Below are 14318 nucleotides of genomic sequence, written 5' to 3' on the forward strand. Positions count from 1 at the left end.
GAGTTACTAAAGGGTATAACTTCTGCAAGGAAGCCGCTTAAGCTGCTGTGCAGGCAGGTTTCGATGTATAAGGGGTAGATTACCAATGGAAATTCTTTCCTTTTCCTTCTGAATTTCCTAAATTGAGTGTATACCCACCTTATCTCTGAAAATTATGGAGCTTCAAGTCAATGGCATAAAACATACCGTCAGTGCCTGGTCTGAAACAAGCCTGCTCTATGTGCTGCGCGATGAACTGGACCTGACGGGCAGCAAGTATGGTTGCGGGGAAGGACAATGTGGCGCCTGCACCGTCTTAATGGACGGCAAAGCAGTTCGCTCTTGCCGTGTGCCCCTCAGTGCAACTCAGGGAAAGCAAATTACTACGATAGAAGGGCTGGAGAAAGAAGGGCAGTTACACCCTGTGCAGGAAGCCTTGCTGAATGTGGATGTTTTCCAGTGCGGGTATTGTGCGCCGGGCATGATCATGTCTGCTGTGGCCTTACTGGAGACTAATCCCCAGCCGTCTGAGGAGGAGATTGTGGCGCATATGAATGGCAACGTCTGCCGCTGCGGAACATACCCCCGTATCGTCAGGGCCATAAAAGAAGCTTCGAACGCATAAGCAGGTAAGGCAATGAAAAAAGAAACGGACACAGATATAAAATCAAATCAGGAGCAAAGCCAGCCTTCGCCGGATAACGGCAACCAGTTTAGCAGCAGCAGGCGCAGGTTCTTTAAGCTCTTAGGCGGTGGTATCGCTGTAACTTTTGTGCTGCAGGATGCCTTTGCTTTTTTGGCTGACCCAGAGAATACTGCTGTACTGCAACAGGCATCGCCGAAGGAAGTAGGGGCCTGGATTCATATCGGGGAGAACGATGTGATTACGGTGTATACTGGTAAAGTAGAAGTAGGGCAGAACATCCGCACCTCGCTGGCCCAGGTGGTGGCCGAGGAGCTTCATGTGCCGATGGCCTCTATTACTATGGTCATGGGTGATACCGATCTCACACCATATGATGCCGGTACTTTTGGCAGCCGATCCACACCGAGTATGGGGCCGCAGCTAAGAAAAGCTGCCGCTACAGCCCAAGCCATGTTACTCGATATGGCAGCAGAGCAATGGAAGGTAAATATAAGTGCGCTTCGGGTTGCTGATGGGAAAGTCATCAATACAAAAAACAATAAGTCGCTAAGCTTCGGGCAGATTTCTAAAGGAAAGCAGTTATTGAAAGAAATATCTGATAACACTTCTTTAACTCCCACTGAGAAATGGAGAGTTGCCGGTACATCAGTGCCTAAAGTGAACGGGAGAGATTTGATTACCGGCCGCCACAAATTCGTTTCCGATTTAAAACAGCCTGGCATGCTTTACGGAAAGGTGTTGCGTGCTCCCGCTTTTGGAGCAAGCCTTGCCACCGTGGATCTGTCTGCTGCCAAAGCAATGCCTGGTGTGGTAGTGGTGCAGGAAGATGATTTTATAGGCGTTGCTGCTCCTGACGCGCCAACAGCTGCTAAGGCAATTGAAGCGATAGAGGTAAGCTGGAACAAAACACAGCAGCCCTCCCGCTCCAATATTTTTGATTACCTGAAGCAGCATGCTACTGATGGGCGCGGAGGAAGAGGCAGTGCTGAGAAAGGCAGCATAGCACAAGGTATGGCAGCAGCTGACAAAAAGCTGGCAGCTACCTATAAAGTGGATTACATTGCCCATGCCCCTATGGAGCCGCGTGCTGCTGTGGCACAATGGGAGAACGGTAAACTGACCGTCTGGACTGGCACGCAGCGCCCGTTTGGGGTGCAGGATGATCTGGCCAGCAAGTTTAATTTACCAAAAGAAAAGGTGCGGGTGATAATGCCTGATACCGGATCAGCTTACGGTGGTAAACACAGCGGGGAAGCAGCCGTGGAGGCGGCACGGCTGGCAAAGGCAGCACAAAAACCAGTCAAGCTCACCTGGACCCGTGAAGAGGAATTTACCTGGGCATATTTCCGCCCAGCAGGTGTAATAGAAGTGAGCAGCGGTGTAAAGAACGATGGTATCTTAACTTCCTGGGAGTTCCATAACTACAATTCAGGTCCTTCCGGTATACGGACGCCTTACGAGGTGCCCAACCAGCAGATACAGTATCACCCGGTGGAGTCGCCGCTATATCAGGGCTCTTACCGGGGGCTGGCCTCTACGGCGAACATATTTGTGCTGGAATCGCAGATGGATGATCTGGCGAGCCTGGTGAATATGGACCCGCTGGAGTTCCGGCTGAAAAACCTGCAGGAACCTCGGCTGAAAGCTGTTTTTGAAGCCGCGGCAAAAGGCTTCGGCTGGGGAAAGACGAAGCCCGCCCCGAACCATGGCTACGGCATAGGAGGCGGAACCGAAAAAGCAGGCTTCACCGCAACCTGTGCCGAAATAGCTGTAGACCCCGGAACCGGAGATGTAAAAATTGTCCGTATAACGACTGCCTTTGAGTGCGGAGCCATCATTAACCCGGAGCACCTCGATAACCAGATCCTAGGTGCCATTGTTCAGGGCCTAGGAGGAGCCTTATTTGAAGCCGTGGATTTTGAGAACGGTAAGATCCTGAACCCGCACTTCGCCCAGTACAGGGTGCCGCGCTTTAAAGACACGCCAGCTATTGAGATCATCACCCTCAACAGGAAAGATTTGCCTTCCGCCGGAGCCGGAGAAGCGCCCATCGTCGGGATAGCGCCTGCCATCCGGAATGCCATTGCCGATGCAACAGGCGTGCGGTTAAAGACTTTGCCTTTGGTGCCTGATGGGCTGAAAGCTAACTTAGGTGCTCCATAAAGTGAGAGGTCGCTCGCCAGGATGTTTAAGAGCGTCCATACTTCTGATAATGCTATGCCAGGCCCTTCAGGAGATCTCCTATGAGGTAGGCAAGCGAGGCTGCGGCACCTCCCAGTACCAGAGTTTCTAAGCCAGACAGGTACCAGAGCTTATCTACAAACCGGCTTTTAATAGCACCTATCGCAAAAAAGGCACCCCCTGTTCCAATACTGCTCCACAGGAAGGGGTTTGTGAATGGATACTGCGAAAGGTAATTCCATAGAAAAGGAGCTATGGGTATGAATCCCACCAGGAGGAAAGCTGTAAAAGTGGCCAGCGCTGCCCGCCAGGCCATTACTTGGTTCAGTGGCAAATCATACTCCTCCTGCAGCATCGTGTTTGCCCATTGCTTCTTGTTTGCGGTGATGATTTGAACGGCCTCCTCCAGGATGTCCCCACTGAAACCTTTGTTGGTGTAAATCTGCCGTATTTCTTCTTTTTCACCTTCAGGGTATGCCTCTATATGGCGTTTCTCTTCTAAGCGGGCTTTCTCCAGCAGCTGTTTCTCAGACCGGATACCCAGGAAATTGCTCACGGCCATACTAAAGCCATCCGCTACAAGGTTGGCCATTCCCATGATAATGATGATGTGGGTCGCTAAATCAGCACCCACTACACCCGACACCACGGCAAAGGTGGTAACGGCTCCATCTACTGCGCCATAGACAAAGTCTCTCAGGTAACTGTGCGATTGCCCCTGCGCCAGGCGCTGCCGTATCTTTTCGGGTGTATGCGAAGCTTTAAGTTGTTGCCGTAAGTCAACTTTCATGATGGGTATACATTGAGGAACACAGACTGAGGTGGAACTTAGGGTGCTTTTCCTCTGGAGTCAAAACATTTATGTAGATCTTGCTACCAGAAAACAATGCACTACAGACATGTCTGAACAAAAAAGTATCTGAATGCTGATAGCCGATAATAGAGAGTGTAAGTTGTTGCAGAATAGCTTTACACTAAAAACGGTAAAGCTATCCTGAACAATGAGTGTTTGAAGAAGCTATTTATCCTGGTTATACTTCATGCGTTTCTTTCTCTTTTTTAGGAGATGTTGCTTTAGTGGACTTACTGTTTTTACCCTGCTCTTTTTCAGCTGCCAGTATGTTCTCAACACCCTGCAGCAGCGCATCCGGATTAAAGGAGATGCTGTCGATGCCCTGCTCTACAAGAAACTTCGCGAACTCAGGGAAGTCGCTGGGAGCCTGTCCGCACAAGCCTACTTTTACGCCTGTTTCATGGGCCACTTGTATCACCTTACTAATCATGGCTTTTACAGCTTCGTTTTGCTCATTAAACAGCTCGCTGATAGTAGAAGAGTCCCGGTCGATGCCGAGGGTGAGTTGGGTAAGGTCGTTGGAGCCGATGGAGAAGCCGTCGAATATAGCGGCAAACTCTTTTGCCAGCAGCACATTGCTCGGTATTTCGGCCATCACATAAACCTCCAGCCCGTTTTCACCTCTCACCAAACCAGATTCCTCCATTTGCTTCAGCACCTTTTTGCCCTCCGCTATCGTGCGGCAGAATGGGATCATCAGCTTCACATTTGTCAGCCCCATTTCGCCGCGCACCATCTTCATGGCTTTGCATTCCAGTCCAAAGCCTTCGCGGTAACGGGAATTGTAGTAGCGGGAGGCTCCCCGGAAACCAAGCATCGGATTTTCCTCTTTCGGCTCAAACTGCTGTCCTCCAATCAGGTTGGCATACTCGTTTGTTTTAAAGTCACTCATGCGCACAATCACGTCTTTCGGATAGAAAGCCGCGGCGATGGTGGCAACAGATTGCGCCAGTTTCTCTACGAAGTAGTCTTCTTTGTTTTCGTGATGGTGCGTCAGGGCTTCAATCTGTTCTTTAACGGCTTCGTCTTTTAACTCGCTGAATTTCACCAAAGCCATCGGGTGAATCTGAATGCTGTTGTTGATGATGAACTCCAGCCGCATCAGCCCCACGCCTTCATTCGGATAAAAGGAAAGTTCAAAAGCCTGGTCAGGGTCACCAACTATTAGCATTGCCTTTGTTTCAGGGGTGCCCAGGGTCCCGAAGTCAAGTTCTTCTTCTTTCCAACTCAGCCTGCCATCGTATACCAAGCCGTTCTGACCGTCGGCGCAGGACACCGTTATCTCCTGCCCGTTATGGATAACTTCTGTGGCGTTTCCGGCACCTACCACAGCCAAGGCGCCCATTTCTCTGGCCACAATGGCGGCATGGCTAGTACGCCCGCCTTTGTTCGTGATAACTGCAGATACTTTTTTCAGAATCGGGTCCCAGTCCGGGTTCGTGATATCTGTAACCAGTATTTCGCCGGGCTGTAGCAAATGAGAGTCCTGCGGAGAGTTTAGCAGACGGGCTTTTCCGCTGATAATCCGGTGGCCGATAGCTTTGCCTAGGGCAAGCTGCTTTCCTGCTTCTTCTAGTGTAAAGGTTTTTCTGGTAAGCTGTCTTTCCTGTTGGCTGTGTATGGTTTCCGGCCTGGCCTGCACTATAAAAAGGGCTCCTGTTTCGCCGTCCTTTGCCCACTCTATGTCCATGGGGCGGCCATAATGCTCTTCAATCCGCACGGCCCACTCAGCAATTTGGTTTATTTCGTTGTCAGAAAGAACGTACATCTCCTGTTTCGGGGCTGGCGTTTCAATGTTGACAGTTGGCTGATCAGAATTGTTTTCTGAGTAAACCATGGTAATCTCCTTAGAGCCAATTTTCTTGCTCACAATGGCTTTCTTACCTTGCTTGTGTGTGGGCTTGAACACGTAAAACTCATCCGGATTCACGGTTCCCTGCACTACATTCTCACCTAATCCCCAGCTCCCGGTAATAAAAATAACCTTATCAAAACCTGATTCCGGATCAAGGGTGAAGCATACGCCCGCGCTGGCTAAATCAGAACGCACCATTTTCTGTACGCCTGCCGAGAGGTACACTTTCAGGTGATCGAATCCGTGGTCGTGCCGGTACTTAATGGCCCGGTCTGTAAAAAGGGAAGCGTAGCAGCGCAAACAGGCTTTCAGCACCTGCTCTTCTCCGGCTATATTCAGGTAAGACTCGTGCTGCCCGGCAAAGCTTGCGTCAGGCAGGTCCTCGGCAGTGGCACTGCTTCTTACAGCCACCTGAACCTCGGAGCCATACTGCCGGCACATTTCTTTGTATGCAGTGCGTATGGCTTGCTCTACGTTATCCGTTATTTTGGCCTGCAGCACAAGCTCCCGTATCTGGGCGCCTACCTCCTGCAGGTTAGTAAAATTATCTGTGTCCAGCCCCGATAAGTGCTCCTCAATCTTTTCTGTCAGGTTATTATTTTCCAGAAACTCCTGGTAACCCTTCGCTGTGGTGGCGAAGCCGTCAGGCACGCTGATATTGTCAGCAGCCAGACTTTGCAGCATTTCACCAAGGGAAGCGTTTTTGCCCCCAACATCAGCAACATGCTGCATGGTTAATTTTTTGAATGGGATAGTGTAAGTAGACATAGCTGGAAGTTTATATAAGATTGTGCTTATTCAATATAGTTTTGTGCTTCTCTAGTAAGAGTATACTTGGTTTAAAGCAAAGTGTTTAAGGGGGTTAGCGTAGTTCAGGAGAGAGGTGCATGTCGTGGTTTAACTGAAAAGGCGGGAGATTAATCCCTCTTTTTCAGCTTCAAAACTGACTTCATCAATCTGAATTGCCTTCTTGTTGCCAGCGGCTGCCTCTTCCTTCTTCGGCAGTGTCAGGCTTTAAAACATTGTTTTTTAATTTACCAGTGACATTTTTTGATGATTAAGGTTAGGTTTAAAGAATATGGCTATTTCTGATGTCATCTTTTGTAGTGCGCAAAAAGCACTGGCAAGTACGTGTGGTATACTTTTATCCATGGCAGCACCCACGTTGCGCAGGTGCTGCCATGGTTATTCAGCATGATAGCCCAACACCAGCATATCCACTCTTCGCTCGCCGGTAAAACGGCTTGATACCTTGTTCGATGCTGTCATGTATAATACTTAAAATAGATTTCATAGTGTAGCAATTGAAGTGTGTAATAATTGCTATAAAATTCCGTTATAAAACAGTGATATCTAATGATTAAGGTCAGTTTCAGACATGATTTATATCTTTTTGCCAGAACTACAGGAACAGCTTTGGTCGGGTGCATAGACTGAACAGTTAATTCAGATACTTAAAAGGCTCGAACAGAACATGACATGTTCTTACCGCTGTCCTTCTATTAAAAAGAGTGCATGTCGGTTGGCAGGAGGTATACTACGGGCATACTAGCTGTGCAAAGGTTAATGATATCCGTCCTGCTGAGCGATGACTTGTGTCATATTTATGGTCATAAGATTAGATTAGAATTGTATAGCAATTATTTCAGACAACAGTTAAAAGCGCTAACTATGTTAATTGTAAGAGACTTAAACAGACTGCAAAAAGGGTTAAAGAACAGCAGCACCTTGTTGATGAAGAAAGTTAGTGGGGGCTTAGAGTGCTCTTTTTTAAAAGAAGGCTTTACAAATAATGTCGTTTTGATAAAGGATGATATTCTTGCTGAAGCGTTGAACAGCTCAGGAGTAAATGGTATTATAGCAGGGGTGGATTTCCTGGTGTTCAGAAGCGTGTTTGATACCTTCTCTTTACGCGTAAAAGCCAGGAAGCTGTACCAAGAGCTACATGCCTCTCTTCCTGCTGCCAACGCAGCCATGCTGGATGCTATAGCGGCTTAAGTAGCTATCTATACCCTCTGCAATAGGATTCTGGTTAATCTTAGTTTATATCTTCAACTATATATTTTTTTCATCAGAAGGAATGCAAAAGTCCGTTTAACTGCTCATTTTATTAGCAGTTAAACGGACTTTTGCATAGATGGAAAAAGAGCAGGCTTTCTGTATATTAACACGCTTTTTAAGATGCAGGCTGGGGTTAAGGACTTTATACCGCATGTTTCCGTAACAACAGTGAACTAAGTGGCTACAGCAATATATAAGAATGAACAATTGGTACACAAGAACGAAAGATGAAGTTTTAGCTGAACTCGATTCATCAGTCAATGGCATTTCGGATGCTGAGGCAGGTGTTCGGCTTGAAAAATACGGACCTAATAGTCTGGAGGAAAAGAGGCAGAAAAGCCCTTTTAAAATGCTGCTGCAGCAGTTCACTGAAACTATGGTGCTTATTCTGATTGCTGCTGCACTACTTTCCCTCTTTCTTGGCAAGTACACAGAAGCCGTGGCCATCCTGGCTATTGTGCTGCTTTTCGGGTTTCTCGGGTTTATTCAGGAGTACCGGGCAGAGCGTGCTATGGCCGCACTCAACCGCATGGTGGTGCCTAGGGTGAGGGTGAGGCGCAACGGAACAGTAAAAGAGATATCCGCAAAGGAACTTGTGCCGGGAGATACTGTGGAAATCGAGGCCGGAAATGTAGTGCCCGCCGACCTCCGTATTCTGGATGCCTTTAACCTGAAAGTGCAGGAAGCCTCTCTGACGGGTGAGTCTGAGTCTGTAGAAAAAGCTACAGCGCCCATCACCAAAGAAGATGTGCCTATAGGTGACAGGAAAAACATGGCTTATATGGGAACCCTGGTAACCTATGGAAGAGGGGTGGGAATTACGGTTTCTACCGGTATGGGAACCGAACTAGGAAACATAGCCAATCTGATAGCAACCGTTGAAACAAAGAAAACACCATTGCAGGAAAGGCTGGACAAACTCGGCAAAATGCTGGCACTGTTTGGTGTTATTGCGGCCGCTGTTATTTTCGGTATAGGCATTCTTTTAGGTGAGTCAGCCGCAGATATGTTCCTGACGGCTGTGAGTGTTGCAGTAGCTGTCGTTCCCGAAGGCCTTCCTGCAGTGGTGACCATTACGCTGGCGCTGGGCGGACAAAGAATGCTGAAGCGGAATGCCCTCATCAGAAAGCTACCCGCCGTGGAAACACTCGGCTCTGTTACCGTTATCTGCTCCGACAAAACGGGTACGCTAACGCAGAATAAAATGACGGTAACGGTAGTAGACCTGCCAGAGCACACCATTGATTTGAAACCTGCAGCCACAACAGAAATAGAAGGGCAAGGGGCAGCTGCCCTTGATTTTGCCCTCGCTGTTTCAGTTTTGTGTAATGATGCCACACTGGAAAAAGGTGGAGAACCTGGTTCAGAACAGGTAATCGGAGACCCTACAGAGACTGCTTTATTAGTAGCAGGTGCTAAAAGAGACATTCATAAGGATGACCTGTACCAGACGTTACCAAGAGTTAACGAAATACCCTTCGACAGTGACAGAAAAAGGATGTCTACTATTCATAAAGTGGAAGGAGCTTTACCTGAATATTTTCAAAACCTTCCGGACACACCTTTTCTACTCTGTAGCAAAGGTGCTCCTGATTCTCTTTTAAATGTTGCTGATTTTGTGTGGGTGAATGGGAAACAGGAGCCGCTGAACAATGAATGGAAGGAAAAAATTTTAGGAGCGAACACGAAACTGGCCAAGAACGGGATCAGGGTGCTGGGGCTGGCCTTTCGCATGGTGGAATCGGATAACGGTAACGATGAAGTGGAGAAGGGGCTCACCTATATCGGACTTACGGGTATGATAGACCCGCCACGGGAGGAGGTGAAGGTAGCAGTTGAGAAGTGTAAACTGGCAGGGATCAGGCCCATCATGATTACGGGAGACCATCCGCTGACTGCCGCAGCCATTGGAAGGGAGCTGAACTTTGCGGAGCAGTATGATGCCGTATCAGGAGAAAGGCTGCACAAAGCAGATGAAGAGGAGCTTCTTTCATTAGCTGAAAAAACATCGGTATATGCACGGGTATCTCCGGAAGATAAACTTCGCATTGTGAGTGCTCTCCAGAGAAGAGGAGAAGTAGTAGCTATGACGGGTGATGGCGTAAACGATTCTCCGGCTTTGCGGAAAGCCAATATTGGTGTAGCCATGGGAATAACAGGAACAGACGTTGCCAAGGAAGCTGCTGATATGGTGTTGCTGGACGATAACTTCGCTACAATTGTGGCTGCTGTGGAGGAAGGAAGAGTAATTTTTGATAACCTGCTTCGGTTTATAAGATTCTCGCTTGCAGGAAACGTCGGTAAAGTCCTTATAATGCTGGTGGCACCGTTTTTTGGGATGGTGATAGCCCTGCAGCCTTTGCAACTACTGTGGCTGAACCTGCTTACCGATGGCCTACTGGGGCTTGGCCTTGGAACAGAGCCCGCTGAAGAAGACACCATGAGGAGGCCACCAAGAGACCCGGAGAAAGGAGCGCTGGAAAAAAGTGACATCATTCCTTTGGGCGTAGTCGGGGTGACCATTGCTGCGGTTTCGTTAGGATTGGCTTTATTTTACTACAACCCTAACGAGCTGGAAGACCTTACCTGGCAAACCATGATTTTTGCTACCATAGGATTTGCACAGGTGTTTCAGGCACTTGCTTTACGCTCTTCGGCCCATTCCGCATTTGCCATCAAAACCAATAAGCTGATGGTTTTAGTAGTTGTTTCTTCTGTTTTATTGCAGCTGGCGGTCATCTATTTGCCTTTCATGAAAAGCTTTTTCAGACTTGTGCCTTTACCACTGGAAGACCTCCTGATTTCAGTTGCTGCGGGAAGTATCGTTTTCTTTGTTATAAAGATTGAAAGAAGGTTCTTCAGGAAATAAGAAATAATAAGGACAGCGCTTCTCAAACATAGGATACGTTTAAGAAGCGCTGTCAAAAAAGCATCATTCGGGGCCGCTTTATACTGTTTCATTACAGGCAGTACATGCAGTAAGCTGTAGCATTTCATCATGTATAAGCCCAAACCACTTCATGGTGAAGTCGCGTTAACACTCATTTATTACTTTTCTTCAACATCCTACCATTTCTCTCACTGCTAAACTGAGTGCCCTCCTTCACTATTTGCCCATTAACGATCACATAGCGAAAGCCGGTGGCCAGTTGGTGAGGGTTTTCATAGGTGGCATTTTCCTGGACTTCTGACGGATTGAAAAGCAGAATGTCTGCTTTATAGCCCTCTCTGATCAGGCCCCGGTCTTTTAAGCCAATCGTTGCTGCGGGCAAGCCGCTCATTTTCCGGACAGCTTCTGTTAAAGTAAAAAAGTCCCGGTCTTCAACATACGTCTCAATTACTTTGGCGTAGGTCCCATAGCCTCTGGGGTGGTGCATGGTAGGGCTTCCATCGGTACATACCATTACATGTTGGTTCTTCAACAGGGTTTCCTGTAAGGTCTCGTCCATTACAAAGTAGGCACCGCTAGCGCCGTATGGGCCAATATTGTCCATGAGTACATCCTGAAAAGGTTTTTCCAGTTCAGCGGAGACCTGAGCAAGCGTTTTTCCTTTATATGGCCCTGAACCAATCAAGGTGGCCTCAGGGCCATTCCGTAGCATTACCCTGTTCTGGAGGTAGGTTCCCAGTGCTGCCCTTCTGGTTTTCAGCACTTGCTGGTAATCGTTTGGCTTCTGGGCCCACTCCGGAAAAAGAATGGCAATGCCTGTATAACTGGCGGTGTAAGGGTAGAAGTCTGCGGTAACCTGTATGCCGCTTATTCGTGCGCTGTCCAGCAGTTGCAGGATTTCCTCCGCCCGTTCTTGCCCCTTGCCAAACACTACTTTCATATGCGACACATGCACAGGGCAATGTCTCCCCTGCGCCAGCAATTCCCGGATGGATGCTTCTACAAAGGCGTCATCTTCGTTCCGCATATGGCTCATTATTAGCCCCTCTTTTGCGCCGACCACTTTCGCCATCCTGTTCAACTCTGTGCTGTCTGCAATATAGCCGGGGGTATACTCCAGGCCGGTTGTCATACCAAAGCAACCTGCATCCAGAGCATTTGCCAACATTTTTTCCATGGCCGCTAAATTCTGGTCAGAGGGCACTGAGTCATACTGTATACCGGAAAGCATGCGCAGTGTACCGTGGCCGACAAACATGGCGATGTTTACAGCAGGTGCTTTTTTGCTGACAAGGTCCATCCATTTACTTAAGTCTTTCTCTTCCGGGCTAAAGCCATCCTGCCCCAGGCAAATGGTGGTAACACCCATCGAGAGAAAATTTTTGAATTCAGGTGTTTCCAGGGGATCTCCATGTGCGTGTGTATCAATGAAACCGGGCGTCAGCACCAGGCCCTCCGCATTTACCGTTCTGCCAGCGGAATAGGAGGAAGAGGTGTCTCTTTCTATCAGCGCAATAGAGTCGCCTGATACCAGCAGGTTGGCCACATAAGGTGCCTCCCCGGTTCCATCTACAACAGTTGCCTTTCGCAGCAGCAGGTCATAGGTCTGCGCATTTCCCTCTTGCTGGCACGATGCCATTATGGTGGCCAACAAGGTATAAATGAGTGTCTGCTGCGCTTTTATAAAAGTCTTCTTCATCTTTCACAATTGTTGGAGTGTTTTTCTAAATATCAGTAGGCCCTGCAAGAAAGGAAAAGTGGCTGCTTCTATTGCTTAAACCGCTGCATTGAAAAATTTATATGGCCATTCTTTGTGCCGGATGATTGCACGGGTGCTGCCTTATGATTCAATATATCCTAATTCAGTTGTTATACCAAGTATCGCCATCGTAAAACAGCAGCTTTTACTTGAAATATCTTCTTGATTTAGTTAAGTTTATATGCTGCTATACCCTATGATTAGTTTTTGTTAATGATGCATTTGCTATGAAAAAAACTATAACTACTGCTATACTTGCCATGGCAGGTTTCAGCGCCTTCGCTCAGTTAAATGTACCCTCTTCTGAGGTACAGGTAAAATCTGCTGTGCTTGCTGCCCCTTCTGATAAACGGGCGGAGGCCACTGTATATGGGTACAACGCCAACGGTGAATTTGTCTTGCTGCGGAAAGGAACAAACGAAATGGTTTGCTTAGCCGATGACCCCAATCAAAAAGGCTTCTCAACTTCCTGCTATCATCAGGACCTGGAACCTTTCATGACGCGTGGGAGGGAGCTGCGGAAAGCCGGCAAAAGTGCACAGGAAATTTTCGACAGCCGGGAGCAGGAAGTAAAGAGTGGGAAGTTAGTGATGCCAAAACAGCCTTCCACTTTGTTTGTATACGGTGCTCCGGATGAGAACTTTAACCAGGCAACCGGTGAGGTGAAGGAGGGCTATCTGCGTTATGTGGTGTATATTCCGTATGCCACCTCCGAGAGCACTGGTTTACCTCTTAAACCAGATGCTCCGGCCATGCCGTGGATCATGCATCCCGGAACCCATGGCGCGCATATCATGATCAACCCTCCCAAAGACAAAGCAGCGCAGTAAAGCTTCTTTACCCCAAACTTATTTTGCTGATTCTGTTATTGAGATACTAAACCGTGTTAAACTTAAGCTTCTTTAACTGAAGCTTTCAAACTACTTGCCAGTAATTGTCTGTCTGGGGCTGCGGAGTTGCAGAAAAGGCGTTGCGGGGTAATATATCCAAGTACGGGTAAGTAACCTTTGACAGGAAGAGCCCCTGTGGATAGGCTGGAGTAAGGGCTTTAGGTGCTCTCTCAGCAGCCAAATAGCTTTCAAATTCATCAATGCTTAGCTCGCTCATTCCTATCTGGATAAGCTTTCCCACTACAATCCGAATCATACGGCTAAGGTATCTGTTTGCTGAAATCTGGAAGCGCAGCCTATCGCCATTTTTATTTGAGAGCCATCTGGCAGCGGTGACGTGGCAGATGGTACTGTCGTGCTCCGCCGGTGTGAGGCATAAAAACCGGTAGTCGCTGTACAGTGGGAGCAGGGTAGTGGCCGCGGCCATTGCATCCAGGTTCAGGTTCTTTAGGAGATAAAGGGAACTCACGCTGCTCAGGAAAGGGTCTTTGTAGGTATGCATATAATAGTCGTAGCTCCTTTGTTTGGCATCGAATCTTGCATGCGGCATACCCTCCATCGGGATAATGTCAAACACGGCAATATCAGGCGGTAGAACTTTGTTCAGTCGGAAAAGCATGTCGAACTCCCATGGCTTTTCTACATCCAGATGAAAAAAGAACTGGCTGGCATGCACCTGGGCATCTGTTCTGCCACACCCCACAATAGCGACAGGTACTTTTAATATTTTCAGAAGGCCATTTTCTATTGTCTGCTGTACATTTACCCCATAAGGGTGGCGCTGCCAGCCTCTGTAGTTGGTGCCGTTATAGCCGATATGGAAAAAGTATCTCAACGCCTGTACAGGTTTATTTGTGTTGGGAACAAGTTCACAAGGTAGTATGGTTTTTTTAACCTAATGATTTTTCACTGTTGTTAAACGGGTATTTCATGTGAAGTATTAGCTGTTTTTTGATGTCTTTTTTGGGTACAAAAGATATTGACTCATGTTTTGTGCCTGCTGCCCGTACAGTTCTTCTGAGTCTGGGTTGCCTTACTGGAAACAGCAAAATGAACATCAGGATGAATAAAGTATCTGCTACTATACTTTTGGTCCATACATGGCACAGATGAACTGCAGTCGCTTGATATACAAAAACGTTCCGCAGTTTTACAAATTAACTGCGGAACGAAAGAATCTTAAAATAAGCTTCAACTGTCAGTA

At 47.7% G+C, this 14318-nt stretch carries 9 protein-coding genes; 5 read left to right on the top strand and 4 right to left on the bottom strand.

What is annotated here, in order from left to right:
• Positions 1–154: 154 nt before the first annotated feature.
• A complete protein-coding gene (locus E1919_RS06475; RefSeq protein ID WP_162052542.1) occupies positions 155–604 on the top strand; it encodes a (2Fe-2S)-binding protein in 450 nt (149 codons plus the stop codon).
• A 12-nt stretch (positions 605–616) separates the two neighbouring features.
• On the top strand, positions 617–2788 hold the full coding sequence (locus E1919_RS06480) for a xanthine dehydrogenase family protein molybdopterin-binding subunit (protein ID WP_162052543.1): 2172 nt from the start codon (positions 617–619) through the stop codon (positions 2786–2788).
• A gap of 52 nt (positions 2789–2840) precedes the next feature.
• Here E1919_RS06480 and E1919_RS06485 read toward each other — a convergent pair whose 3' ends face one another.
• Positions 2841–3596, bottom strand: coding sequence for a VIT1/CCC1 transporter family protein (locus E1919_RS06485; RefSeq protein WP_162052544.1), 756 nt, complete (start codon positions 3594–3596; stop codon positions 2841–2843).
• Between the two features lie 241 nt (positions 3597–3837).
• Positions 3838–6282 (bottom strand): phosphoenolpyruvate synthase, encoded by a 2445-nt coding sequence (gene ppsA / locus E1919_RS06490; protein ID WP_162052545.1) that lies wholly within the window; start codon positions 6280–6282, stop codon positions 3838–3840.
• A 903-nt stretch (positions 6283–7185) separates the two neighbouring features.
• On the opposite strand from ppsA, the gene E1919_RS06495 reads away from it, so the two are divergent.
• The gene (locus tag E1919_RS06495; protein ID WP_162052546.1) at positions 7186–7512 is read left to right on the top strand and encodes a hypothetical protein; all 327 of its coding nucleotides are present in this window, start codon (positions 7186–7188) and stop codon (positions 7510–7512) included.
• A 262-nt stretch (positions 7513–7774) separates the two neighbouring features.
• Positions 7775–10444 (top strand): cation-translocating P-type ATPase, encoded by a 2670-nt coding sequence (locus tag E1919_RS06500; protein ID WP_162052547.1) that lies wholly within the window; start codon positions 7775–7777, stop codon positions 10442–10444.
• A 172-nt stretch (positions 10445–10616) separates the two neighbouring features.
• On the opposite strand, the gene E1919_RS06505 is transcribed toward E1919_RS06500, so the two are convergent.
• Positions 10617–12164 carry an N-acyl-D-amino-acid deacylase family protein gene (locus E1919_RS06505; RefSeq protein WP_202915864.1) on the bottom strand — a complete coding sequence of 516 codons (1548 nt, stop codon included), beginning with the start codon at positions 12162–12164 and terminating at the stop codon, positions 10617–10619.
• A gap of 287 nt (positions 12165–12451) precedes the next feature.
• Between E1919_RS06505 and E1919_RS06510 the strand changes: the two genes are divergently transcribed.
• On the top strand, positions 12452–13054 hold the full coding sequence (locus E1919_RS06510) for a hypothetical protein (protein WP_162052548.1): 603 nt from the start codon (positions 12452–12454) through the stop codon (positions 13052–13054).
• An 85-nt stretch (positions 13055–13139) separates the two neighbouring features.
• Here E1919_RS06510 and E1919_RS06515 read toward each other — a convergent pair whose 3' ends face one another.
• Complete coding sequence (locus tag E1919_RS06515) at positions 13140–13949, bottom strand: tRNA pseudouridine synthase A (protein WP_162052549.1); 810 nt, start codon at positions 13947–13949, stop codon at positions 13140–13142.
• Positions 13950–14318 lie beyond the last annotated feature (369 nt).

Source organism: Pontibacter pamirensis, assembly GCF_010015475.1.
GTDB classification, from domain to species: Bacteria; Bacteroidota; Bacteroidia; order Cytophagales; family Hymenobacteraceae; genus Pontibacter; species Pontibacter pamirensis.

Bases quoted from the DNA above. Each gene is read 5' to 3' on its own strand.
- E1919_RS06475 (WP_162052542.1), top strand. From the start codon at position 155: ATGGAGCTTCAAGTCAATGGCATAAAACATACCGTCAGTGCCTGGTCT.
- E1919_RS06480 (WP_162052543.1), top strand. From the start codon at position 617: ATGAAAAAAGAAACGGACACAGATATAAAATCAAATCAGGAGCAAAGC.
- E1919_RS06485 (WP_162052544.1), bottom strand. From the start codon at position 3,596: ATGAAAGTTGACTTACGGCAACAACTTAAAGCTTCGCATACACCCGAA.
- ppsA (WP_162052545.1), bottom strand. From the start codon at position 6,282: ATGTCTACTTACACTATCCCATTCAAAAAATTAACCATGCAGCATGTT.
- E1919_RS06495 (WP_162052546.1), top strand. From the start codon at position 7,186: ATGTTAATTGTAAGAGACTTAAACAGACTGCAAAAAGGGTTAAAGAAC.
- E1919_RS06500 (WP_162052547.1), top strand. From the start codon at position 7,775: ATGAACAATTGGTACACAAGAACGAAAGATGAAGTTTTAGCTGAACTC.
- E1919_RS06505 (WP_202915864.1), bottom strand. From the start codon at position 12,164: ATGAAGAAGACTTTTATAAAAGCGCAGCAGACACTCATTTATACCTTG.
- E1919_RS06510 (WP_162052548.1), top strand. From the start codon at position 12,452: ATGAAAAAAACTATAACTACTGCTATACTTGCCATGGCAGGTTTCAGC.